Genomic DNA, 24286 nt, shown 5'->3' on the forward strand with positions numbered 1-24286 from the left:
ATCAATAAATTAACATAGAACCGAAAGCCCCTGCCCCAAATCATACATTTGTTACAACGCCCATTAATATTGCCCAACAAAAGCCGTTCAATTACTATCTTTGAGGCACAAAACAAACAACTATGTACAACATCATTAAAGAATTGCACTCGGGTTTCAGGTACATCGCCGTGGTGCTTATCCTGGTAGCCATCCTGTTCGCCTTTATTGGCTGGCTGGGCAAAAAAGAATACAAGAACGGTAACCGTTTGATCAACCTGTTCGCCATGATATCGCTGCACACGCAATTACTGATCGGCATTGTGCTTTACTTTGTTAGTCCGTATGTACAATTCACTAAAGGTGTAATGAAGGATGCAGTTGGCCGCTACTACACGGTAGAGCATTGGGTGATGATGCTGATCGCGATCGTGCTGGTGACCATTGGCCATAGCAAGTCTAAAAAAGCTGTTACCGCCGAGGCTAAATACAAAGCCATCGCTATATTTTATACCATTGCCATTTTGGTGGTGTTTGTTGCGCTTGCGCACGGTGGCATCCCATTTTTTGGCAGTAACCGCTAAACTATACAGGAATGGTAGACTTTTGGGCGCAACATAGTGTAAAAAAGACACTTGGTGTACCCAAATTTATTTTTGAGAAAAAGTTTGCAGTTTAATTTTAATTTATATTTTTGCTTCCCAATGATGAAGATAGCACATACTTTTAGCTGGTGGCACCAAACTATTTTGGCAGCCGGTTAAGTTTGTGGTCTGAAACACTAAGTGATTATAAACCTATTATGTAAAACCCGGCGCACCATCGCCGGGTTTTTTCTTTTTAGGCCTTTTTGAATATCCATGAAAAAAATAAAGATCAACACTAAATACACTAAGCTATTAGCCGATACCACTACACCGGTGAGCATATATCTGCGCCTGAGGGACGTTTTCCCTAACTCACTTTTGCTGGAAAGTTCGGACTATCACAGCCGCGAAAATAGCATGAGCTATGTGTGCTGCGAACCCATTGGCGGACTAAGTTTGACCGACGGCGAATTAGCCATTAGCTACCCCGGCCACCAAAAAGAGACCTACAAAAAAGGCGAGTTCGATCTGCTGGAACAACTGGATAATTTCCTTGCCACTTTCGAGACCGAGCAGATCGGGTTAAAGATCATCTCTAACGGATTGTTCGGTTACTTTACCCACGAGGCGGTAGAACATTTCGAGACCATTAAGCTGAAAGTGTCCGACAAGACCGAGCGCAAGATCCCCGAGATGCAGTACCATATCTATAGGTACATTATCGCCATTGATCACTTTAAGAATGAACTTTACATTTTCGATAACCAAGTCGACGGCACAGATAAAGAGGACGGCTTAGAAAAGATAGCCTACCTGATCAAGAACAAAAACTTCCCTGAATATCATTTCCAAACCCAGGGCGACGAGCAAAGCAACCTGACCAACGAAGGTTTTATGGCGATCGTAGAGAAGATGAAGCAGCACATCTATCGCGGTGATGTTTTCCAGATCGTACCATCGAGGGCGTTCTCACAGCAATTCTCGGGCGATGAGTTTAATGTTTACCGGGCTTTACGTTCGATCAACCCATCGCCATACCTATTCTATTTTGATTATGGCGATTTCAGGATATTCGGTTCATCGCCCGAGGCACAGATCACCGTGAAGAACCGCGTAGCAAGCATCTTCCCTATCGCCGGTACCTTTAAACGCAGCGGCGACGACGAGAAAGATGCCGAAATAGCCCGCGCCCTGGAAGCCGACCCCAAGGAATCGGCCGAACACGTGATGCTGGTAGACCTTGCCCGCAACGACCTGAGCCGCCATTGCACTCAAGTAGAAGTGAAGGCTTTTAAAGAGGTACAATACTATTCGCACCTCATTCACCTGGTATCGCACGTGAGCGGAGTTTTGAAACCGGGTGTATCATCATTTAAAGTTGTAGCCGATACCTATCCCGCAGGTACGCTAAGCGGAGCCCCGAAATTCCGCGCGATGGAGATCATCGACGAGAACGAGAACATTAAACGCAGCTTCTACAGCGGCGCTATCGGCTACCTTGGCTTTAACGGCGATTTTAACCACGCTATTATGATACGCTCTTTCCTGAGCAAGAATAATACTTTGCATTACCAGGCCGGGGCCGGCATCGTAGCTGATTCTATTGCCGAGAGTGAGTTGAAGGAAGTAGATAATAAGATAGCGGCGCTGAGGAAAGCGCTGGAAATGGCGCAGGATATATAGTGATCAGTGAACGGTTGATCAGCGAACAGGCCTGACCGACCGGAAAGCAACACGAACGGAAATCTCCCCTCTTGAGAGGGGACGCACTGAATAAATAAATAGCAGAAACTTTAATAGGGGTGTGTCCTTTCGCCGACTTTGCAAACGGAACACACCCCTGACCCCTCTCGAGAGGGGAAGCGCGACTTGATATAAGAGAGCAACACAATGAACAACAAAATACTGATCATAGACAATTACGATTCCTTCACCTACAACCTGGTGCATTTGGTCAACGAGCTTGGACTGGAATGCGATGTGTGGAGGAACGACCAATTTAAAATAGAAGATGTGGACGCCTACGACCGCATTATTCTTTCACCCGGACCAGGGATACCATCTGAGGCAGGTTTGCTTTTAGAGGTGATCAAAACATACGCACCAACCAAAAGTATGTTCGGTGTATGTTTAGGTCAGCAAGCTATTGCCGAGGTTTTTGGTGGAAGTCTTTACAACCTGAGCCGCCCCATGCACGGTATCGCTACGCCCATCAAAGTGACCGATAACGAAGAACGCTTATTCAAAGGACTGCCGGATACGATAAAAGTAGGCCGCTACCACTCGTGGGTAGTATCGCACGAGGGTTTGCCGGATAGCCTGACCGTTACCGCCATCGACGAAAAGGATAATTCTATTATGGCCCTGCGTCATAAAGATTACGACGTACGTGGCGTACAATTCCACCCGGAGTCGGTATTGACGGAGTTGGGTAAGGAGATGATGGCGAATTGGCTTAAGGCTTAATATATTAATCGGGGTGTCACCCTGAGCTTGTCGAAGGGTGGAGCGCAGAGGCCTGCCCACCATGGTTCGACAGGCTCACCATGACACCAATCTAAATTGCAAGAATAAATGAGTACTATCCTCGATAAAATAGTCTTACAAAAAAAGGAAGTTGTTGCCCTGTCAAAGCAGCAAGTAAGCATAGCACAACTGGAAGCATCCGAATACTTTCAGCGTGCGCCATATTCCTTACGTCACTTTTTGACGGACCCGCAAAAGACAGGCATTATTGCTGAGTTCAAGCGCAGGTCACCGTCTAAGGGTATCATTAATGATAAAGTGGAGGTGACCGACGTTACTGCTGCTTACGCGGCTGCGGGTGCATCGGCCATATCGGTGTTAACTGATACTGAATTCTTCATGGGTAAACCTGCCGACCTGATCGCGGCCCGCGGGGTGAACACCGTCCCGCTGCTGCGCAAAGATTTTATGATAGACGAATATCAGATCCTGGAAGCGAAGGCCATGGGTGCCGATATCATCCTGCTGATCGCGGCCATCTTAACGCCCGATGAGATACAGGCCTTAGGTTCTTTAGCCAAAAGTTTAGGCATGAGCGTGCTTTTAGAAGTGCATAGCCTGGAAGAATTACAACGCAGCATTAACCCTAACGTTGATGCCATTGGCGTAAACAATCGCAACCTGGCCGATTTTACGGTTTCTGTAGAGACCTCATTCCGTTTGGCTGAACATATCCCGTCGCAATTCTTAAAAGTGTCTGAGAGCGCGATCAGTGATGTGGAGACCATCAAACAACTAAAGCAAGCCGGCTTTAACGGTTTCCTTATCGGCGAGAATTTTATGCGTCAGGAAGATCCGGGAGCAGCTATGCGGGAGTTTGTGAAGGGGTTATAGGGAAGAAAGTCCGGAAGATATTCTATTCGCAAGATCATGGCAAGCGTTGACATTTTGGGTTTCCTAAATGTCAACGCCTGTATTATTTGCTACTTACCCAAAACCGCCTTTATCACCTCCTCCGGCGATCTGTTAACGTCTACCGTGATATCCGGTCGTAGCAAACGCATTGTATCTCTACAGAGGGAGGCCTCCTCAATTCACCTTCCTAAAATCATACGTATTCATCTCGACAAAATCGGCTACTTTGACGGTAATGCCGGTCACCTTGTTATTGGCGACGGTGAAGGGGAATATGGCCTTGCCAAGCACAGGATCCGAGAAGTTGACATAAAATCTATTACCGCCCAAAGGTTGCGCCGTAGCGAACATTTTGGGGTGATGCTCAAAACGTAGCTGCAACTGGTCGCGGTCGCCGCCTATGGTGATGGTCATTTTACCGTAGAGGGTATTATCGTAGCTGCCGGTGTAGGCGCTTAGCGGGAAAGTTGGCTGGCGTTTTAGGGCGATCGTGTCACGTAGTTTTTTATCGGCTAAAGCGTCTTCGGCCTGGCCGGATTTGAAACGCTTCAGGTAAACTTCGCTGTAGTTGCGGTAGGGTTGCTTAAAGTAAGCATCCATAATTTCCCATCGCAGGGCTTCGTACAGGCTGTTCTGGTCGGTATTGGTGAGGATGATAATGCCCAGTTTATCCTGAGGTACTAAAGTCACCGATGATACATAACCATTCACGCCGCCATCGTGCATTACAATGCGGTGGTTGGCATAGTCTTGAATGAACCAGCCTAATCCGTAAAGCTGAAAATTGGTCTCGCCATTCAAATGTCTTACGCTGCCTACGATATCCTGCGGTTGACGGGTAGCTTGTATGGCCGCCGTCGGGATGATCTGCCGCGGACCAACCTTGCCGTCGTTCAACAAGGCCATTACCCATTTGCTCATATCGTTGATGGATGAACTGATACTCCCGCATGGCGCCATAGCATCTATCTGGCAATAAGGTATGGTCACCAAACGGCCATCTACCAAGGTATGCGGTACGGTACGGTTAAGCGACTTAGGCAGATCTGCACTTAAAGCTAAAGTGTTGGTCATACCCAGGGGCGCAAAAATGGCTGCTTTCACATAAGCTTCCCAGGGCTGCTGGGTCACGCGCGGGATGATCTCGCCGGCGGTGAGGAAGGCTGAGTTAGTGTAACCCCACTTGGTACGGAAAGCGTAGTCGGCCTTGATGAGACCCATTTTGCTGATCACATCATTACGGCTCAGGTTGGTATTATAAAAAGTAAAATCGCCCTGAAAAGTGTTGAATCCTAAACGGTGACAAAGCAGATCGCGGATGGTAGCTTCCTCGCCGGCAAATTTGTTGTCCAGCTTAAAGTAAGGCATGTGCTTGGTCACCTTATCATCCAGCGATAGCAGCTTATTCTCTTGCAGCATGGCCATGGCAGTAGCAGTGAAGGCTTTGGTGTTACTGCCGATCATAAACAGGGTATTCTCATCCACCTTGCCGGGCAGGCCAAGTTCTTTTACGCCGTAGGTTTTCATCACTACCACCTGCCCGTCCTTCACCACGCAAACGGCGGCGCCGGGGATACGCCAGTTGGTGAGGGCGCGGTTCATATAAACGTCCAGGCTGTCGCGGATAAAATTGCTCCTGTCGGCCACCTGGGCCAATGTGCCAAAAGCAACAAGCATCAACATTACATATATCGTTACGAACTTTTTCATTACCATTGCCCCGAGTTTATAAAGCGGAATGTATTAATTTAACGCCAAATTTATAACGTATCTAACAGTTAAAATTTATTAATTAAAAATAGTGTAAATGAATATCAGATCTGTTTACCGTATCACATTGATGTTGTCGGTGGCCTTGCTTTTCAGCGTAGCTGCCAAAGCGCAATGGGCTAAGGACGGTTACCATTATTACAGCATGCAGGCCGGTGCCATTGTGGAGCAAGACATCCGCGACGCGGCATCGACCAAAACCATTGTGACCACCGCCATGCTCACCCCGGCGGGCAAAGCGGCTTTGCAACCACGCAGGTTCGCTTTCTCTGAAGACAACACAAAAGTGTTACTGAACACCAACACTAAACAGGTTTGGCGTTACGATACCCGTGGCGATTACTGGGTGCTGGATATGAAGACCAATAAGCTTAGGCAGTTGGGTAAGGGCAGGCCGGAGTCGTCACTGATGTTCGCTAAGTTCAACCCTGATGGCAGCAAAGTAGCTTACGTGTCCGAACATAATTTGTATGTGGAGGATGTAGCCTCGGGCGCGATCAAGGCACTGACCACCAACGGCAGCAAGCACCTGATCAACGGTACTTTTGATTGGGTTTACGAGGAGGAATTCGACTGTCGCGATGGTTTCCGCTGGTCGCCTAATGGTACTACTATTGCTTACTGGCAGATAGATGCCCGCAAAACCAAGAACTACCTGATGCTGAATATGACCGATTCTGTTTATTCACGCGTTGTCCCGGTTGAATATCCGGTAGCCGGTGAAGACCCAAGCGCCTGCAAAATAGGTGTTGTCGATATCGCGACGGCTAAGACCCGCTGGATGAACGTCCCGGGTAGCGCGGTGCAAAATTATATCCCGCGTATGGCCTGGGCCGGTAACCCTAACGAGCTGATCATGCAGCAACTGAACCGCGCGCAGACCGTAAGTAAGATACTGGTAGCCAATATATCAAACGGAACCGTCCGCGCCATTAATACCGAAGAGGATAAAGCCTGGATAGATGTTAAAGGCGACGATGAATGGATCTGGCTGGATAAAGGACGCAAATTTGTTTGGCTGAGCGAAAAGGATGGATGGAGACACATCTACACTATCGATCGCGACGGTAAAGAGCAGCTGATCACCAAAGCTGATTACGATGTGGTAAGCGTAGAATCTATCGACGAGGCTGGCGGCTTGATCTATTTCATCGCATCGCCGGATAATGCTACGCAGCGTTATTTATATAAAGTAGCAGTGACAGGTGGCAAGCCCGAGCGTGTTAGTCCGGCAGATCAACCAGGCACCCATAGCTATAACGTTACGCCTAATGGTAAGATCGCTTACCACACTTTCTCTAATAGCTACACCGCTCCTGCGCGCGAGATCGTGAGCCTGCCCGAGCATAAGCACCTGAGCGGATCTGACATTAAATTGAACGAAGCTGGTAAAGCTAAAGGCCCCGAATTTTTTAAAGTAAAAACCCAGGACGGCATTGAGATGGATGGATGGATGGTTAAACCAACCAACTTTGACCCTGCCAAAAAGTACCCGGTTGTATTTATGGTGTACGGCGAACCGGCATCATCAACCGCGCCGGATAGCTATGGCGTTGGCCGTAACGCGCAATATGTAGGCAGTATGGCTAATGATGGCTACATCTACATGTCGCTGGATAACCGTGGCGCCCCCGTACCTAAGGGCCGCGAGTGGCGCAAAGCGATCTACAAGAACATCGGTATCGTAAACGTGCGCGATCAGGCCATGGCCGCTAAAGAGATCCTGAAATGGAACTTTTTGGATACCAGCCGCGTAGCAGTGTGGGGCTGGAGCGGCGGCGGTTCATCAACATTAAATCTGATGTTCCAGTACCCTGAGATCTACAAAACAGGCATCGCAGTAGCTGCCGTAGGCTGGCAACTGACCTACGATAACATTTACCAGGAGCGTTACATGGGCGTACCGACCGACGAGGCCGGCAAAGCGCCATTCATCAAAGGTTCGCCGGTAACTTATGCCAAAAACCTGAAAGGTAATTTATTGTACATCCACGGCACTGGTGATGACAACGTACACTACAACAACGCCGAAATGCTGATCAACGAGCTGATCAAGTATAACAAGCAATTTCAGGTGATGCCGTATCCTAACCGTACGCACGGTATTTATGAAGGTGCGGGCACATCATTGCACTTACGTACGCTGTTCACCAATTATTTAAAACAGTATTGCCCGCCGGGTGGCAGGTAGAATGTTTCTTGGAGTTTTCCATATCCCTTCTTGGGGAGGGGCGCGCCGGGAATGAGCAAAAGCAGGGAGGGGTTAGCCACGATGCATCGTGGCTAACCCCTCCCTGCCATTTCAACACAAGGCCACTTTACCCCTCTCCAAGGAGGGATTTAAACCAATACACTTGGATCGCACCCTCCCTACTTTTGCTGCCCTGCCGGCTCGTAATGATACACCACCTGATATTCCTGCTTTTGATATTTGGCCGATAGCTGACCAATGGGCAGATCATCGGGTTGCAAGGTAGGCTCGCAAACGGAGTAGGCTTTGCCCTGGTAAATGATGGAGTTGCCGACAGGCTTATCGAATTGTACCGCCATGGTGATATGCGTAGGATATAGCATGGCGATCATCGGCAGATCGTATATCTCTTTCACCAAATAAAAGAACAAAGCGGCACGGTCGTCGCAATCGCTGTATTTGTTAAGCAAGGTCTCCCCTGGCGACATGCGGCGTTCCTTGCCGAAGGCTTGCTCATCGGTCTCGTACAGGAAGGCGTAGCGGGTGAAACGCATCAGGTAATCCACACCTTTGGTCTGGTCCATGCCTTTCATATTCTTTTTAAGCATGGGGATGAGCGAGCTATACGTTTCGCCGGTGAGCGGGATATTGAAATAGCTTTTAAAATCCACACCCGGGTAATTGGTGAACAGACTATCTACCTGACGGTTCAGCTTCACCTTAAAGCTGAAGGTCTTTTTTTGGTAGACGAAGGCCAGTTCCTTTTCGAAATATCCGGCAGGGGTAAAGTCGGGCATACGGGTAACCTCGTAAGAGAAAGCGCGGGTAGCGCCGGGTACGTCTATATTGACCGGCATTGGCGGCTCTTGATGCAGGTCGGTATTGGGATAGTCGTGTATGTTAAGGCACATGTATTTTTGCCCCTCTACCATAAAGAAGGGGATATCGGCAATGTCCTCGTCGTTATAGATATAAAAGATCACCTTATTATTGGCCATCGCCAGCCGTGCATCATAACCCGACTTGGCCATCAAGAACCATTTATATAAGGTGTATCGCGCATAGTTCTCCTGCTTAGGCGCAATGTGCTGGGCTACGCGGCGTACCAGTTGGTAATACAGCCAGTCGTTTAGCTCATGTTTTTTTTTATAGCTCACCAATGCTCGTAACAAGGACTCGTAATCGGCATCCTTTACGTTATTGTAAAATTCTTTAATAGCCTGCCTGTTAACCGGCGAATCGATAGCCGGCAACAACGAAGCGTCGGCATCAGCTTCAAAAACATCGTTATAAAGTTCAAATTTGATATGCACATTTTTCCCCTGCGCATGCACCGAAACGGCAGCACCCATCAGCAAGGCAAAAAACATGTACACGAAAGGCCTCATGGCTTGGGCTTTACAAATTGGTTATATCAAATTTACAATTACTTAACGTTAAATTTACAATGATGGTGTGGTTTTTTGATGTTAAGTTTTCAGCAACCATAAGACCACCTCCCTGTAAAACTTAACATTAGTTACATCTTGCAGATGAATAGCATGAGTAGACCTATATCGGATATTATCTCCACAGAAGGTTTATCCATCGTATCGATGCCAACATTGCTGAATAACATACCAATTGCCAATATTAAACAGCAGCGGATCTTGCGTTATTTGCAGGGAGTAAAAACCATTTATTTCGAAGATCAAATTTTCAGTCTACCCTGCTTAAATGAAAAGGATATACATTACCCTATTGTTATTATTATGCCTGCCTGTGCTTTCGATGGCCCAGAATTTGGCCAACCTACAGCAAAAATTTGTCGACCTGCGTTTTGGGATGTTCATACATTTTGGCATCCCAACTTACGCTAATGCTGATTGGCCGGATCCGGAATTGTCGCCCTCGGTATTTAATCCCACCAAATTGAATGCCGACCAATGGGCTAAAGCGGCTAAGTCGGCTAATATGAGTTATGGTTGTTTAACTACTAAGCACCACAGCGGTTTCTGTATCTGGGATACCAAAACTACCGATTACAGCGTAATGAGCAGCCCGCTTAAGCGCGATGTGGTTAAGGAGTACTGCGATGCTTTCCGTAAAAATGGTTTAAAGGTGATGCTGTATTATTCTATCCTGGATACTCACCACAAACTTCGCCCTAACCAGATCACGCCTAAACATGTGGAGATGGTTAAAGCCCAGATCACCGAGTTGCTCACAAAATACGGCAAGATCGAAGCACTGATCATTGACGGTTGGGATGCACCATGGTCGCGCATTACGTATGACGAGATTCCTTTTGAGGAGATATACCTGCTGGTGAAAAAACTACAGCCTGATTGCTTGCTGATGGACCTGAACGGTGCTAAATATCCTGCCGAAGGTTTGTTCTACACCGATATTAAAACTTACGAGATGGGTGCCGGTCAGCGGATATCTAAGGAAACCAACAAGATGCCGGCCTTGGCTTGCCTGCCACTGCAGAATTCATGGTTCTGGAAAACTGATTTCCCTACCACCGCTGTTAAAGATCCTGCCAAAACCGTAAGTGAGACCTTGGTGCCACTAAATAACGCCAGCTGTAACTACATCCTTAACGTGGCCCCTAACCGCGACGGCTTGATGGACGAGAACGCCCTGACCGCCCTGACCGAAATAGGCAAACTATGGAAGAACGAAGGCCCGGTAAAGAAACTGCCTGAGACCGGCGCGCCGATCATATCTACCAACCTGGCCAAAAACAAAGCGGCCAACTCAAGTTGGGGCGATGATATGAATATAATGGACTTTGCTAATGATGACAGCTTCCGCACTTCGTGGCAATCAAATCCCGAGGTGAAAGAACCTTGGTTAGAGGTTGACTTTAAAAAGCCTACCCTATTTAACGCCATTGCTATTACCGAGCAACGCGCTAATATACAAGGCTACAAGCTGGAGTATTTTGCGGGTGGCACCTGGAGGCAGTTATTCAGTGGCGTTACCGAAGGTAAAGTGAAGGTCCACCGTTTTAGCCGGGTCACCGGTACAAAAGTTCGCATTAAGATAGCGAGCTATGAAAGAGCACCCTCTATCGCTGAATTTGGTGTTTATAATGAGAAGCGATAATTTATAAATAGTTTTGAGGTTAACAGAAAGCCCGGCATCGCAAGATGACCGGGCTTCTGTTTGTATCGGCTATGTCTAAATTAAAAAGGTTATTCAGAAAGGGAGGTCGTTGTCGGCCGCCGGGCCAAAATCGGCAACGGCACCATCTTTAGATGGCTTTGCGTGGTTGTTGTCCTCAAAATCGCTTTTGCGGCCAAGCATGGTAAAGTTTTCGGCTACGATCTCGGTAGTATACTTTTTAGTACCCTCCCGGTCCTCGAAAGAACGGGTACGGATCTTACCTTCAATATACACCAGCTTGCCTTTTTGTAAAAATTTAGCGGCTACGTCCGCCAGGCCGCGCCACATCACAATGTTGTGCCACTCGGTCTGTTCTACCTTGCGGCCGTCTTTATTAAAGGTCTCTGAAGTTGCCAGCGGAAAACTGGCTACAGCTACCCCTCCTTCCAGGTGGCGGATCTCGGGATCCTTACCCAGGTGACCTACAAGGATAACTTTATTAATTCCAGACATAGTTTAGAAATAGGGTTGTTTTAGATGGTTTATTAGTTTTTAATTTAAAAATTTAGTTAAAAATAGAAAAATGATTTGAGGCAACGCTAAATTTTTTAAATTTTTTACTTCTGTGAAAAAGTAGCCCTCGCCATATCCGCCTGTTTTTCCATCCACTTTAGTAAAACTAACATACAGGTGCTGATGGGTGAGCACATGCTTATAAACCTGTGATACAGGGCTTAAGGAGACATTATCGGCCATAAACTGTTGCATTTGTGGCAACTCCATTAAGTTATGTAGCTCGGTAGGCCCGGCGGTCTCTATCAAGGGTAGTTGATACATGTTGGTCCATATATCTCCCGCGCCACGTTTGTGCATCAGTATCTCATCGCCGCGCATTATTAATAGATAGTTAAAATAACGTTTACGGATCTTAACCGTTTTTAGTTTGACAGGGAGCGCAATAGTAGCGTTATTTTTGAACGCGTAGCAATCCAAATGTACGGGGCAAATGCCGCAAGCAGGGTTTTTAGGCTTGCACAGCATCGCGCCAAACTCCATCATAGCCTGGTTATGCAAGGCGGGCCTATTTTTATCTAACAGACCATCTGCAAGCGATTGAAACGTCTTTTTACCACCGGTGCTGTTGATGGGTTCGTCAATACCATAATAGCGCGCCAGCACGCGGTAAACGTTGCCATCTACAACCGCTTTAGCCTCATTAGCCGAAAAGGAAGATATGGCCGCTGCCGTATACTCGCCAATGCCCTTCAGACTGATCAGCTGATCATAAGATGACGGGAACTGGCCCCGATATAGTTCCTGCACCAAACGTGCAGTGTAAAGCATGTTACGCCCGCGCGAGTAATAGCCTAAGCCCTGCCATAGGTTAAGCACTTCATCTTCGGTAGCGGCAGCAAAATGGGATACGGTGGGGTACTTTTCCAGGAAGCGGTTGAAGTACGGTAAGCCCTGCTCCACGCGGGTCTGCTGCAAAATGATCTCGGAAAGCCAGATCACGTAGGGGTCGGTGGTGTGGCGCCAGGGCAGGTCGCGTTTATTGGCCTGGTACCATTTAATAAGCTGCGCAGAAAGATCCATGTAAACCGAAATGAGGGCACAATGTAGCTACTTTGTAACGTTTTATAAGCCCCGTTGAAAAAAATGATCTTTTATTTCTCTCTTTCCATTTAAAGCGATACTTTTGCAACCCCAAATAAGTTAAGTATTTACATAAAAAATCAAGAAAGATAGGATATGACCAAGGCAGAAATAATAGCTGAGATCTCGTCTAAGACAGGCATTGAGAAAGTGGACGTGCAGGAAACCGTTGAGGCGTTCTTCAAGGTGGTTAAAACATCTATGGTTGGTGGCGAGAATGTTTATGTAAGAGGCTTCGGTAGCTTTGTAGTTAAAAAACGTGCTATGAAAACCGCTCGTAACATTTCTAAAAATACTGCCATCATTATCCCCGAGCACTTTGTACCAAGCTTTAAACCAGCTAAGACTTTTGTTGAGAAAGTTCGTACCGGTAACAAAACCAAAGCTGTTAAATAATTTACAATTACAGCGATGAAAAAAACACAGATAGCCCTTATTGCAGTGATAGCTGTTATTGTGGGCTATTTGTTTTTACAGCCCGTTAAAGGTTTAGTAAAACCTAAAGAAGAAAAAAGCAACGGGATGGTTGCAGGCGCTAAACCTGCAGAGGCAGCGGCCAATGTCAGTGTAGAGATGATATCGGCAGCGGCAAAAACAGCTATCGGTGCAGACCTGTCTGCTAAGATAGTGGACCTGGAAGGCCAGCTTAAAGCTGCCACAGGTACCGAAAAAACCAAATTGCAGCAAGAACTGGCCAAGCAGTGGGATGACGTAGCTCAGCCTGCGCCGGCCGCTTTTTATTACATGGCGCTTGCCCGCGAGGGTAACCGCTTTGACAACTGGTTAAAAGCCGGTACCCGTTTTAACGAGGCTTACCGCGCTACCCAGGATTCGAGCATACAAGGCGCCATGGTATTGAACGCGGTTGAAGCTTTGCAAGCGGCAACTAAACTACAACCATCTAACCTGGATGCTAAGGCCGGTTTAGGTGTAGCTTATGTTAACGGTGGCTCAGCCAATCCAATGGATGGTATCAGTTTACTGTTGGGCGTTGTAAAAGAGGACCCTAACAATCGTGTAGCCAACTTTAACCTGGGTATGTTCAGTTTAAAGTCGGGTCAGTTCGATAAGGCATTGCCAAGGTTCAATAAAGTGATCGAGCAGGACCCGTCTGCGCTTGAGCCCTACTTTTACCTGGCCGAGGCCCACAAGCAATTAGGACAAAAGAAAGAAGCCATTGCGGCTTACGAGAAATGTAAAGAACTGATGCGCAACAGACCAGATTTTGTTGAACGCATTGACGGCTTTATAAAAGAATTAAAAAATTAATTGAACACTTAAAAAAATTTAAAACTATGCCAAGCGGTAAAAAACGTAAGAGACATAAAATGGCCACCCACAAACGTAAAAAACGTTTAAGAAAGAACAGGCACAAAAAGAAATAAGCTATTTTAAATAGCTTATTTCTCCTGCTTTTAGGGGGTTAGTTTTATTGTTTACCTTAAGTGCCCGGCGCCTGCCGGGCGTAAGAAATGGAGTAGCAGTTGATAAAAGAATTAATTATCGATTCATCGCCCAACGGCGCTACTATTGCCTTATTACAGGATAAACAGCTTGTAGAACTACACAAAGAACACGTTAGCAACAACTATACAGTTGGTGACCTTTATCTGGGCCGGATCAAAAAGATCATGCCCGGGCTAAATGCTGCGTTCGTTGATGTAGGGTACGAGAAGGACGCTTTTTTGCATTATCTGGACCTTGGTCCGCAGGTACAAAGTTTGCTTAAACTTACTAAACAAGTTAAAAGCGGCGGGTACACGGCCAAGTTACTGGACAACTTTAAACTGGAAGCCGACATCAATAAATCAGGTAAGATATCTGATGTATTGACCAAAGGCCAGCTGGTGCCGGTACAGATCGCAAAAGAACCCATTTCAACAAAAGGGCCTCGCTTAAGCTCGGATATTTCGATAGCCGGGCGTTACGTGGTTTTGGTGCCTTTTAGCGAAGCGATATCCATATCCAAAAAAATAAAGAGCAATACGGAGCGGAACAGGCTACGTAAGGTTATTGAGAGCATAAAGCCCAAGCATTTTGGCGTGATCATCCGTACCGTATCTGAAGGTAAGGGTGTTGACGAGATGCAGAAGGACCTGCTCGACCTGATATCCAAATGGGAAACATTTATTACCCGCATGCCGGCAACGGAACCGGGTAAAAAGGTATTAGGGGAGATAGACCGTACCAGCACGTTGCTGCGCGATCTTTTAAATCCCGATTTTCAGCACGTGTACGTTAACGATCCTTCTATTTATGAAGAGATCAAATCGTACGTAAAGGAAATATCGCCCGAGATGGAGAGCATTGTGCGTTTACATAAGCACAAGGACCCCATTTTTGAGCACTACGGGATAGAGAAACAAATTAAAGGTGCATTTGGTAAAACAGTGAACCTTGCGGGTGGTGCTTACCTGGTTATAGAGCACACAGAAGCGTTGCACGTTGTGGACGTGAACAGCGGTAACCGCACAGCAAACAAAGAGAACCAGGAAGAGAACGCTTTCCTTGTAAATAAGGAAGCGGCTAAAGAAATTGTAAGGCAGTTGCGCCTGCGCGATATGGGTGGTATAGTAGTGATCGATTTTATCGATATGCACAAACCTACCAACCGTAAAGACCTGTTCGACTACCTTAAGGCTGAGATGTCTCACGACAGGGCCAAGCACACCATCTTGCCTCCAAGCAAGTTTGGGTTAGTGCAGATCACACGCCAGCGTGTGCGGCCGGAAATGAACATTGTTACCAGCGAGGTTTGCCCAACCTGTAACGGCACCGGTACTATCAGGCCAACTATTTTGCTGATGGACGATATAGAGAACAATTTCAACTTTATATTGGTAGAGCAGAACGAAAAGAACATTACCCTTTGCGTTCACCCTTATATTGAGGCTTACCTTAAAAAGGGCCTGGTAACACGCCAAATGAAATGGTACTTTAAGTACGGCCAGTGGATAAAAGTGAAGTCCAACCCGGCGTACCAGATCACCGAGTTCCGCTTCTTCTCGTCGAAAGATGAAGAGATAAAGTTATAGTCCGGAACAATAGTAAAGAATTTAGAACGAGCGATGAGGTTAGCCTTATCGCTCGTTTTGTTTTTATATGGATTTGTTGGTAGCTTTATAATATGCCTACACCCCAAAACGAAAGCATTCCGGAAAACGATCCGCAGGATCAACATTTCGAGATACCACCAGATCATCTTAAAGACATCCTTCAAGGGCAAGAGGATGTTAAAAATGGCGAGTTCTTGACCGAGGATGAGTTTAAAGAGCGATATAGAAATTATTTGAACGATACTGCCGTCTTCGTTATACCCGAAAACATGAAACAGGGCATCCGTGAAGCTAATGAGGACATCAGAAACAACGACGTCTATTCGATGAAGGACTTTGAAGAGCGTTATAAAAAATGGCTAATGTGATAGTTGCATATAACGGCATTTTCTGAAGACCGACCGAATTGTCGTTTAGCCACTCGAATTCCTATTCCCACGCACACAAAAAATATTCTCAACCCCTTTCCGTTGTAACTTCCCGTACAGTTTTGCATCTTAGTAAAGTACTTATCAAACAAAGCATCCATGAAATTTAACAGGAATTTCTCTGTCCTTGCCCTGGCCTTGTTGCTGGCGGCGGGTAATGTTATAGCGCAAACTCCGCGCAGGCCGGTGCCATCACCGTCGGACCGTGGGCCGAGCATGGTCGATCAGCTCCGTGGCGATGTGTTGCCGATAGACCCGAATGTGATCATTGGCAAACTGCCTAACGGCTTGACCTACTATATCCGCAAAAATGTTCAGCCGAAAGATCGTGCCGAACTTTACCTGGTCAATAAAGCGGGCTCTATTTTAGAGACCGACGCCCAGCAAGGTCTGGCCCACTTTACCGAGCACATGGCCTTTAACGGCACCAGGGATTTCCCTAAAAATGAGATGGTGAGCTACCTGCAAAAGTCGGGTGTAAAGTTCGGGGCCGACCTGAATGCTTATACTTCTTTTGATGAGACGGTGTACCAACTCCCCCTGCCTACCGATAGCGTAAAACTATTTGAGAAAGGTTTTGATATTTTGGCCAACTGGGCCGGCATGGTCAGCTTTGATACCAAGGAGATAAACGCCGAACGCGGTGTGATCCTGGAGGAGCAACGCTTACGCGGTAAGAACGCTGCCGAACGCATGCAGCAACAGATCTTCCCGGTGTTACTGAATAACTCGCGTTACGCTAACCGTCTGCCTATCGGTAAAGAGCAGATATTAAAAACATTTAAGCCGGAAACCATTAAGGCGTTTTACAAGGATTGGTATCGCCCCAACCTGCAGGCTGTAATTGCTGTAGGCGATTTTGACCCGAAACGTGTTGAGCAACTGATCAAACAAAAATTTTCGGGACTGAAAAATCCGGCCAACCCTAAACCACGGGCAACTTATACCCTACCGGCCTTGCCGGGCACCTCGGTAAAGATCGTGACCGATAAGGAATTCCCTTATACCGTGGCCGAGATCTATGTGAAACACCCCGAGACCCACCTGCGCACCGAGACCGACTATCTGCGCAGCATGCGGGTAGGCTTGTTCAATCAAATGCTGAGCGCTCGTTTAGGCGAGCTGATGCAAAAGCCCGAGCCTCCGTTCTTGTTCGCGCAAGCCGGTTATGGTGGCTTTTTAGCTAATCAGGATGCGTTCACTACTACGGTGTATGCCAAATCACCCGAGAAATTGCAGAGTGCTATTAAGGCTGCTTTAGACGAGGTGCAACGCGCGCAAAAATTCGGCTTTACCGAGTCTGAACTTGACCGGGCCAAGCAGAACGCTATTACTTCGATGGAGAACTCGTGGAAAGAAAAAGACAAGACCAAGTCGGCCAATTTTGTGGGCGAATACCAGCGCAACTTCCTGAACGAGGAAGGTATCCCGGGTATCGACTTTGAATATAATTTTTATAAGACCCGCATGGATGTGATCAAACTGGCCGAGATCAATGCCATGGCCGGTAAATTCATCAGCGATAAAAACCGCGTGGTGATCCTCCGTGCGCCCGAAAAAGAAAAAGCCAAACTACCTACCGAGCAAACCCTCCTTAGTTGGGTAAATGCATCAGGCAAGGGATTGACCGCTTATGTAGATAATGTAAGCAGCAAGCCATTATTAGAGAAAGAACCTGCCGGCAGCAAGATCATCAGCGAGACCAAAAACGCAACCATCGGTACCACCAGCTTAACTTTGTCCAACGGCGTAAAAGTAAACCTTAAACCGACCGACTTTAAGAACGACGAGATCCTGATCAACGCCTTCGCTTTTGGTGGCACATCATTGGCTTCCGATGCTGATTATGTATCGGCCAATATTTCTTCAGGCATCATCGGCAGCAGCGGTGTGGCCGATATGAGCGAGATACAATTAGGCAAAAAACTGAGCGGTAAGAACGTAGGTGTATCGCCATACATCAGCGAGACCACCCAGGGCATATCAGGCAGCAGCTCACCTAAAGATCTGGAGACCGCTTTCCAGCTCATCTACCTGTACTTTACGCAGCCACGCAAAGATCCGGATATTTTTGCTTCGCAGATATCACAGACCAAAGCCTTGTTACCTAACCGCAGCCTGGATCCTAACAGTGTTTATTCTGATACCACATCGGCCGTGTTGGGTAACCACCACTATCGCCGCATGCCGCTTACTTTAGAGAAACTGGCTACTGCTAACCTTGATAAAGCTTACGAGTTTTATAAAGCTCGCTTTGCCGACGCAAGCGGCTTCACCTTCACTTTTGTGGGTGCCTTTGATGTTGAGCAAATAAAACCATTGTTAGAGAAATACCTGGGTGGTCTGCCATCAACCAAAAGCAACGAGACCTTTAAAAACCTGGGCATCCACGCCCCGGCCGGTCAGCTGACCAAGTCGGTTTACAAGGGTATTGGTGACAAGAGTACTGTGCAACTGGTTTTCAGCGGCGACTATGAATTTAACTCCGCGAATCACTTACAGGTTAATGCTTTAGAGGAAATATTGAACATTAAGCTGATCGAACGTCTGCGTGAAAAAGAAGGAGGCGTTTATTCACCGGGAGTGCAGGCAGGATTTTCAAAGCTGCCTGAAAGCCGTTACAGCATTACCGTTTATTTTACTTGCGCACCTGCCAACGTGGATAAACTAATAGCAGCGACTTTGGACGAGATCAACAAGATCAAGCAAAACGGGGCCGAACTGAACGACATCGATAAGTTTAAAGCCGAAGATAAACGCGACGTTGAGGTACAGTTAAAGGAAAACTCATTTTGGGCGGCACATTTGGTGCGAGCAACGCAACACAATGATGACCCAACTAAAATATTAAATTACGCAAGCACACTTGACAAGGTGACCCCGCAAAGCACCAAAGAAGCCGCTAACAAATACCTGAGCGGCAACAACCTGATCAGGCTGATCCTGTATCCTGAAAAGAAAAAGTAATAGTCAACAAGTTTGATGTATAAGGCGCGTTCGGTTTACGGACGCGCCATTTTTGTTGGTGATCGACGCGTCATCGCACAATAGTTACGGCGCCGCTTGACCGTTCTGTCGCGCTAAACTCGATCAGATAGTAATAAGTACCCGATGGCAATGGCGAACCATTGCTGGTACCATCCCAAGGCAAGCCATATCCAGCCGAATAATATAACAGACTTCCCCGCCTGTCGAAAACGTGAACCCGGCAGGATGGGTAATATTGCAGGTCGGCGATATTCCACCGGTCGTTAATGTTATCTCCGTTAGGGGTAAAGGCGTTGGGGATAACGATGCTTTGCGCACCGCTGTAGATCGTAAAAACGCCCGCTGTGTGGGTGATGCGATAATTATCAGACGTAGCGCCAGATATACTAATCGGATATTTCCCCGCCGCCGACGTTCCCGTGGCCGTAGTGCTTATTATCGGCAGGGTGAGCAGCTGGGCAGACGTCTCGTTATTTACAAACCCGGTGTAACTGATCGTTAACGGCGGGTTGGGCTTGCCTATGGCGCGCGATATATTATTAGCTTTTATCTCCAGATCCACTTTCTCCACCATAGCATCGGCGGCGGCAGATGTTACGATGGTGTAGTTGTCCGGATCGAAGTTAGGCCCGACCGGGGTGCTGACCTTTACAGCGCTGACATAATTTTTGGCTGTGGCCGCCGGTGGCCCTGCCGGGCCGTAAGTAACGGTCACGCTGGCAATAGCGTCGGTATTTTGTAAGCCGGAGGCAGTGAAACCTTTAAAGCCCGGGCCGTCAGTCAGCGTTTGGCCATACTTTTTGGTAATGGGATGCGCCACAAGGCCCAAAGCCGCCTTTTTCACTACACCTTTGATCGGTGCTTTTGAGTTCAAGCCTCCCCCACCGGTAATGATAATATCGGCTGAGAAATAACCTGCGGGGATGTTTTTAGTAAGGCGGACATACATGGGCACATTGGTAGCCTTATGATCGCCACCGGGAGTTAGGGTAATAGTACTGCTAAAGCTGATGTTATCTAAACTTAATTCCGCACCATTGGGAGCGGTGAACACTAAAGCACCTTTCAAATACGCGCCGTTAACATTGGCTACCGCCGATGCCGAAGCACTCCCATAGGTAGTATTTAGTGACGACAGATCGCCGTTAACACTCACCTGTGGCGGCAAATTAGGCTGCACCGTAATGGTAAATGTTTGCGGCGGACAGGTTATCCCTTCAGACATGAAGTTACCGAACGAGAACGCGTTCTGAGACACGAATATGGGCTTATCTAACGTGTGCGTAGCGGTATTGATAATGCTGATCTGGCCATTGATATTCACTACATACGCTTTGGTCCCGTCGGGTGTTACCGCGATATTTACCGGCCCCTTACCGCCCGGCAGATCGATCACCTTAACAATGTTGCCTGTCTGTACATCCAGTACCGACACCGATACTTCGGCATTATTTACCATATAAAGGAACCTATCGCCGGGTGCGAACGCCATGCCCGATGGGGCGCGGCCTACCGTGATATCATCGACAGCGCCTGTGGCAGTGTTCACTCTGGAAACAGAAGTACCATCAGTATTCCCAACGTACAGCCAGCGGCCATCGCGGGTTATCGCCATCAGTGCTGGGCCCTGGCCAACAAGAATGTTATCTATCAAAGTATTGGTAGCAGCATCAATTACAGCCACTTTGTTTGCGCCACGCTGCGCTACGTAGATCCGGTTATCATCGGGGCTGATCAATACAGCATAAGGATCAGCCTCGATATCTACTTGCTTGATCGGCTTGAAAGTTTTGGCATCAACAACCCTAAGGATACCGGTGTTGTTAATGGGGTTTTTAGTGGCTATGTAAACGCGGCTATCGACGCTATTGATGGCTATGCCACGTGGCGAAGCGCCGTTACCGAATTTTATAGGATCGTTGATCAGCAGCGTACCATCCGTGGCGAACATAGCAGCGTCATTCGTAGATGAGGTGGTTACGTACAAATAATTTCCATCGTTACTGATAGCCAAACCATAATCGCCATAAGGCATACCAAAGCTCTTAATAAGTTTGGCCGCGACAGGGTCAATGATAGACAGGTTCATATCTGTACCAAAGATGTAAGCTCTGGCCCGGCGCACAGGCGTAACGGTAATAGTTGCTGTAATGTCGGCGGTGCTTTTATTAATAGCCTTAAAAGCAGGGATATTGCCGTTACCACCGGCAGCTAAACCAATAGAGGGGTTAGAGTTGGTCCACTTGTACACGCACTCGCCCGCACCAAGGTCTACAGGTCGCGTTGTGCCACCGTCGGTAACGGTCTGGTTTTGCGCCCGGGCATTGGTGATCAGTAAGAGCAGGCTTATGATCAGTAAAAGCTTCGTCATACAAGGTTTCTGCTATATTACAAAAACCATTTGGTTGTTACGCTTGGCGCCAAATATGTTAATGCGGTAATATCAGCGTGCCGGCAGTGTACCGGTACTAAAGCCAGTACGCAAAAAACAGGCAGGAGGTTGTTCGCGAAGCGACATTATTGCCTGGCCGGAGATACGATAAGCGCTATCGCTACTCCCAGGTAAGCCACATCGATATCTTATTTTGCGTAGCGCCCGAACCATTGATCAAAGATGCCCGTGCCGGGTAGTTGGTGTTTTTCTCGGTCAGCTCTACCGGTTTAAATGTAAAAGTATTAGTTCCGTTAGCACCCGCCGGGTAGCTTTTACTATCGCCCGGCAGCTTGTAAAACAGCTTAATGGTCATATCGCTATGCAAAGCGATGGTTTGCTTATAACTCCAGGCTGCCTTGGGGTAATATTTTGTGGCAGATGGCGGCAAATAATAATCGCCCAGAATGATGCTGTTCTGTTCAGAAGTGACCGATGCAAAAAAGTACATTGGGTTAGCCACCTCAACAGCCGAATCTATAGATAGCGATGTGATGGTCATTTTAGTTGGCCCTATAAGGATCTGTTTTTCAACATTGGCAGCACCACCCAAGCCGTTAGCGGTAAGCTTTACGCTGTATAAGCCTGCTTTAGCAAAGCTATGTTTAGGGTTAGCCACCCTGGATGAAGTGTTATCGCCAAAATCCCAAACATACGAGTCGGCATTGCGCGAGGCATTGGTAAAGTCAACCTCCGAAGGTAGGGATGAGGTGAGTATTTTATATTCAAAATCGGCCACCGGCGCTGGGCCTGCGTTGGTCGACTTTTTGGAGCATCCAAAAAGCATCATAGCAAAGGCACATAGCACAACAAAAAATACCGGTTTAAAAATTTTCCTCATTATGCTTAACTCTTATCGTGTTTAAATATAAATGATCTGATCTTACTCCAATAATTTAAGATCATTAACTTTAAAATAAAAGATCTACCTTGGCATACGCATTTGTTAAGCCACCCTTATGGCATCTATCTATCCACCTGGCTTTGATCGTTCAGCCGTTCACAGCCTCCGAACTTTTTGGCGGCAGCTGATCGGCGACCGGTCCGACTTTGAATTAGAGAGCCGGATCTTTCACTCTATCAGTATATGCCTGGTCTTGTTAACGGGTTTTTACGTACCCTACAATCTATCGGCCGGCCTGTACATAGCAGCCTTGTCTACACTAACGCTAAGCACTGTTTTTTCGTTCCAGTATTATTATTCCCGGTTTAAAGGGAAAAAGCACAGCACCATTTTGTTCGCAACTATGGGCTTAATATTGTTATGCGTCAACTACTTTGCCAACTCTGGCATACATGGTTCTACCGACTTGATGTGGGCATCGTACCTGCTGTTGCTTTTTGCTATATCCCCCTATCGCCAGCATTTGACCTGGCTCATAGCTTGCCTGGTCACCTTTGTGACGTTGCACCTGATCGAGTACCATTATCCTCAATTAGTGAAACATCCGTTCAACATCGGCCTTGGGCAATTGATCGATCGTACTACCGCCTTCCCGCTACCCATCATAACGATCTATATCATTATTAAGTACATCAAGCGTAGTTACGATAAGGAGAAGCGTTTGGTTGAGTCGCGCAATCAGGAAATTTTACACCAAAAGGAATTGCTGGAGCAAAGCAATGCCGAAAAGAATAAGCTGATGTCTATCATATCGCACGATATGCGGGCGCCGCTCATCAACATACAAGGTTACCTGGAATTGCTTAACGCGGATGTGATACGGCCCGAAGAGCGGCCCGCGTTAGAGAAGGAATTACTGCTGGCCAATAATAATACCATGCAAATGTTATCCAACATGCTGTATTGGACCAAAACCCAGATGGAGCAGCCGACCATCCATCTTACCGACATTGGGTTACTAAAGATCATGCAGACAACGCTGGGCATGCAACAAACGCTGGCACAAAAGAAAGGCATCACCCTTACTTACAACATTAGCCCTGATATTAACGTGCACGCCGATATTGACATGTTGCAGCTGGTTGTACGCAACCTGGTAAGTAATGCTATTAAGTTTACGCCAAAGGATGGTTCGATAACCGTTAGCGCCGAACAGGTGGGCGACGAATGCAAGATCATTGTAGCAGATAACGGTATGGGCATACAGCCCGGCCAGCAGGAAAAGCTGTTCCGCATCACTACCGAGCCTACTTATGGCACCAACCACGAGAAAGGCGTTGGCCTTGGCCTGACATTATGCAAGGAGTATATTGAACGACAAGGCGGCAGGATAGGTTACGAAAGCGTTTTTGGCCATGGTGCCAGCTTTTTTGTTTTTATACCAATGCCCGCTGCCGCAAGGCCGCGGACCGAATTTGTCCGCGACCGCGAAAATTTAGAGGTCGGTACCGGGATCGAACCGGTGTAGGCGGTTTTGCAGACCGCTCCCTAACCACTCGGGCAACCGACCATATTAAAGAATAATCTTTACCGAATTACACAACATCCCCTTACCCCAAAGCCTTGGGGCGGGTGTCGTGGCAAGCGTTTATGATGCTTGCAGTGGTATCGTTATTTCTTTGTTTTCCTGCCCGGGGTCGAACCAGGATCTGCCGGACCAAAACCGGGCGTGCTGCCATTGCACCACAGGAAAATTATTACGTGGAAATAAAAGGACTTGAACCTTTAACCGACACCGTATAAGGGTGCTGCTCTCACCAATTGAGCTATACTTCCTTAAAAAACAGTAGCGTAACCCGGACCCGACCGAGCCCCATGTATT

18 protein-coding genes and 2 tRNA genes are annotated in these 24286 nt (G+C 47.3%); 12 read left to right on the forward strand and 8 right to left on the reverse strand.

What is annotated here, in order from left to right; translation table 11 throughout:
• Positions 1 to 122 precede the first annotated feature (122 nt).
• The 4 genes from IRJ16_RS19450 (at position 123) to trpC (ending at position 3926) form a co-directional block, all read left to right on the forward strand.
• Positions 123 to 563 carry a cytochrome B gene (locus IRJ16_RS19450; protein ID WP_194113313.1) on the forward strand — a complete coding sequence of 147 codons (441 nt, stop codon included), beginning with the start codon at positions 123 to 125 and terminating at the stop codon, positions 561 to 563.
• Between the two features lie 276 nt (positions 564 to 839).
• Entirely contained in the window at positions 840 to 2249 is a 1410-nt protein-coding gene (locus tag IRJ16_RS19455; RefSeq protein ID WP_194113314.1) for an anthranilate synthase component I family protein, read from the forward strand.
• Between the two features lie 207 nt (positions 2250 to 2456).
• Positions 2457 to 3032: an anthranilate synthase component II gene (locus IRJ16_RS19460; protein WP_194113315.1), complete on the forward strand. Its 576-nt coding sequence runs from the start codon at positions 2457 to 2459 to the stop codon at positions 3030 to 3032.
• Between the two features lie 108 nt (positions 3033 to 3140).
• A complete protein-coding gene (gene trpC / locus IRJ16_RS19465; protein WP_194113316.1) occupies positions 3141 to 3926 on the forward strand; it encodes an indole-3-glycerol phosphate synthase TrpC in 786 nt (261 codons plus the stop codon).
• Positions 3927 to 4121: 195 nt separating this feature from the next.
• Here the strand turns inward: trpC and IRJ16_RS19470 are convergent, their stop codons facing one another.
• The gene (locus IRJ16_RS19470; protein ID WP_194113317.1) at positions 4122 to 5657 is read right to left on the reverse strand and encodes a serine hydrolase; all 1536 of its coding nucleotides are present in this window, start codon (positions 5655 to 5657) and stop codon (positions 4122 to 4124) included.
• Positions 5658 to 5754: 97 nt separating this feature from the next.
• Between IRJ16_RS19470 and IRJ16_RS19475 the strand changes: the two genes are divergently transcribed.
• Positions 5755 to 7908, forward strand: a complete 2154-nt coding sequence (locus IRJ16_RS19475; protein WP_194113318.1) for a S9 family peptidase — start codon at positions 5755 to 5757, stop codon at positions 7906 to 7908.
• Between the two features lie 179 nt (positions 7909 to 8087).
• On the opposite strand, the gene IRJ16_RS19480 is transcribed toward IRJ16_RS19475, so the two are convergent.
• On the reverse strand, positions 8088 to 9296 hold the full coding sequence (locus IRJ16_RS19480) for a hypothetical protein (protein ID WP_194113319.1): 1209 nt from the start codon (positions 9294 to 9296) through the stop codon (positions 8088 to 8090).
• Between the two features lie 328 nt (positions 9297 to 9624).
• Between IRJ16_RS19480 and IRJ16_RS19485 the strand changes: the two genes are divergently transcribed.
• The gene (locus IRJ16_RS19485) at positions 9625 to 11001 is read left to right on the forward strand and encodes an alpha-L-fucosidase (protein ID WP_194113320.1); all 1377 of its coding nucleotides are present in this window, start codon (positions 9625 to 9627) and stop codon (positions 10999 to 11001) included.
• Positions 11002 to 11094: 93 nt separating this feature from the next.
• On the opposite strand, the gene IRJ16_RS19490 is transcribed toward IRJ16_RS19485, so the two are convergent.
• On the reverse strand, positions 11095 to 11514 hold the full coding sequence (locus IRJ16_RS19490; protein WP_228080336.1) for a single-stranded DNA-binding protein: 420 nt from the start codon (positions 11512 to 11514) through the stop codon (positions 11095 to 11097).
• Positions 11515 to 11553: 39 nt separating this feature from the next.
• Entirely contained in the window at positions 11554 to 12597 is a 1044-nt protein-coding gene (gene mutY / locus IRJ16_RS19495; protein WP_194113321.1) for an A/G-specific adenine glycosylase, read from the reverse strand.
• 156 nt (positions 12598 to 12753) lie between these two features.
• Between mutY and IRJ16_RS19500 the strand changes: the two genes are divergently transcribed.
• The 5 genes from IRJ16_RS19500 (at position 12754) to IRJ16_RS19520 (ending at position 19108) form a co-directional block, all read left to right on the forward strand.
• Positions 12754 to 13053, forward strand: coding sequence for an HU family DNA-binding protein (locus IRJ16_RS19500; protein ID WP_194113322.1), 300 nt, complete (start codon positions 12754 to 12756; stop codon positions 13051 to 13053).
• Between the two features lie 15 nt (positions 13054 to 13068).
• Positions 13069 to 13926 carry a tetratricopeptide repeat protein gene (locus IRJ16_RS19505; protein ID WP_194113323.1) on the forward strand — a complete coding sequence of 286 codons (858 nt, stop codon included), beginning with the start codon at positions 13069 to 13071 and terminating at the stop codon, positions 13924 to 13926.
• 215 nt (positions 13927 to 14141) lie between these two features.
• Positions 14142 to 15692, forward strand: a complete 1551-nt coding sequence (locus IRJ16_RS19510) for an Rne/Rng family ribonuclease (protein WP_194113324.1) — start codon at positions 14142 to 14144, stop codon at positions 15690 to 15692.
• Positions 15693 to 15784: 92 nt separating this feature from the next.
• Positions 15785 to 16081: a hypothetical protein gene (locus IRJ16_RS19515; protein ID WP_194113325.1), complete on the forward strand. Its 297-nt coding sequence runs from the start codon at positions 15785 to 15787 to the stop codon at positions 16079 to 16081.
• Between the two features lie 159 nt (positions 16082 to 16240).
• Positions 16241 to 19108, forward strand: coding sequence for a M16 family metallopeptidase (locus IRJ16_RS19520; protein WP_194113326.1), 2868 nt, complete (start codon positions 16241 to 16243; stop codon positions 19106 to 19108).
• Positions 19109 to 19178: 70 nt separating this feature from the next.
• On the opposite strand, the gene IRJ16_RS19525 is transcribed toward IRJ16_RS19520, so the two are convergent.
• Positions 19179 to 21500: a T9SS type B sorting domain-containing protein gene (locus IRJ16_RS19525; protein WP_194113327.1), complete on the reverse strand. Its 2322-nt coding sequence runs from the start codon at positions 21498 to 21500 to the stop codon at positions 19179 to 19181.
• 181 nt (positions 21501 to 21681) lie between these two features.
• Positions 21682 to 22401 (reverse strand): PKD domain-containing protein, encoded by a 720-nt coding sequence (locus tag IRJ16_RS19530; protein ID WP_194113328.1) that lies wholly within the window; start codon positions 22399 to 22401, stop codon positions 21682 to 21684.
• Between the two features lie 118 nt (positions 22402 to 22519).
• Here IRJ16_RS19530 and IRJ16_RS19535 point away from each other — a divergent pair, with 118 nt between their 5' ends.
• Positions 22520 to 23932, forward strand: a complete 1413-nt coding sequence (locus tag IRJ16_RS19535) for a sensor histidine kinase (RefSeq protein ID WP_194113329.1) — start codon at positions 22520 to 22522, stop codon at positions 23930 to 23932.
• Here IRJ16_RS19535 and IRJ16_RS19540 read toward each other — a convergent pair.
• Both IRJ16_RS19540 and IRJ16_RS19545 read right to left on the reverse strand, forming a co-directional pair.
• Positions 23904 to 23974, reverse strand: a tRNA-Cys gene (locus IRJ16_RS19540). The genes IRJ16_RS19535 and IRJ16_RS19540 overlap by 29 nt on opposite strands.
• 192 nt (positions 23975 to 24166) lie before the next feature.
• Positions 24167 to 24240 (reverse strand) — tRNA-Ile (locus tag IRJ16_RS19545).
• Positions 24241 to 24286 lie beyond the last annotated feature (46 nt).

The organism is Mucilaginibacter myungsuensis (assembly GCF_015222005.1).
GTDB classification, from domain to species: Bacteria; Bacteroidota; Bacteroidia; order Sphingobacteriales; family Sphingobacteriaceae; genus Mucilaginibacter; species Mucilaginibacter myungsuensis.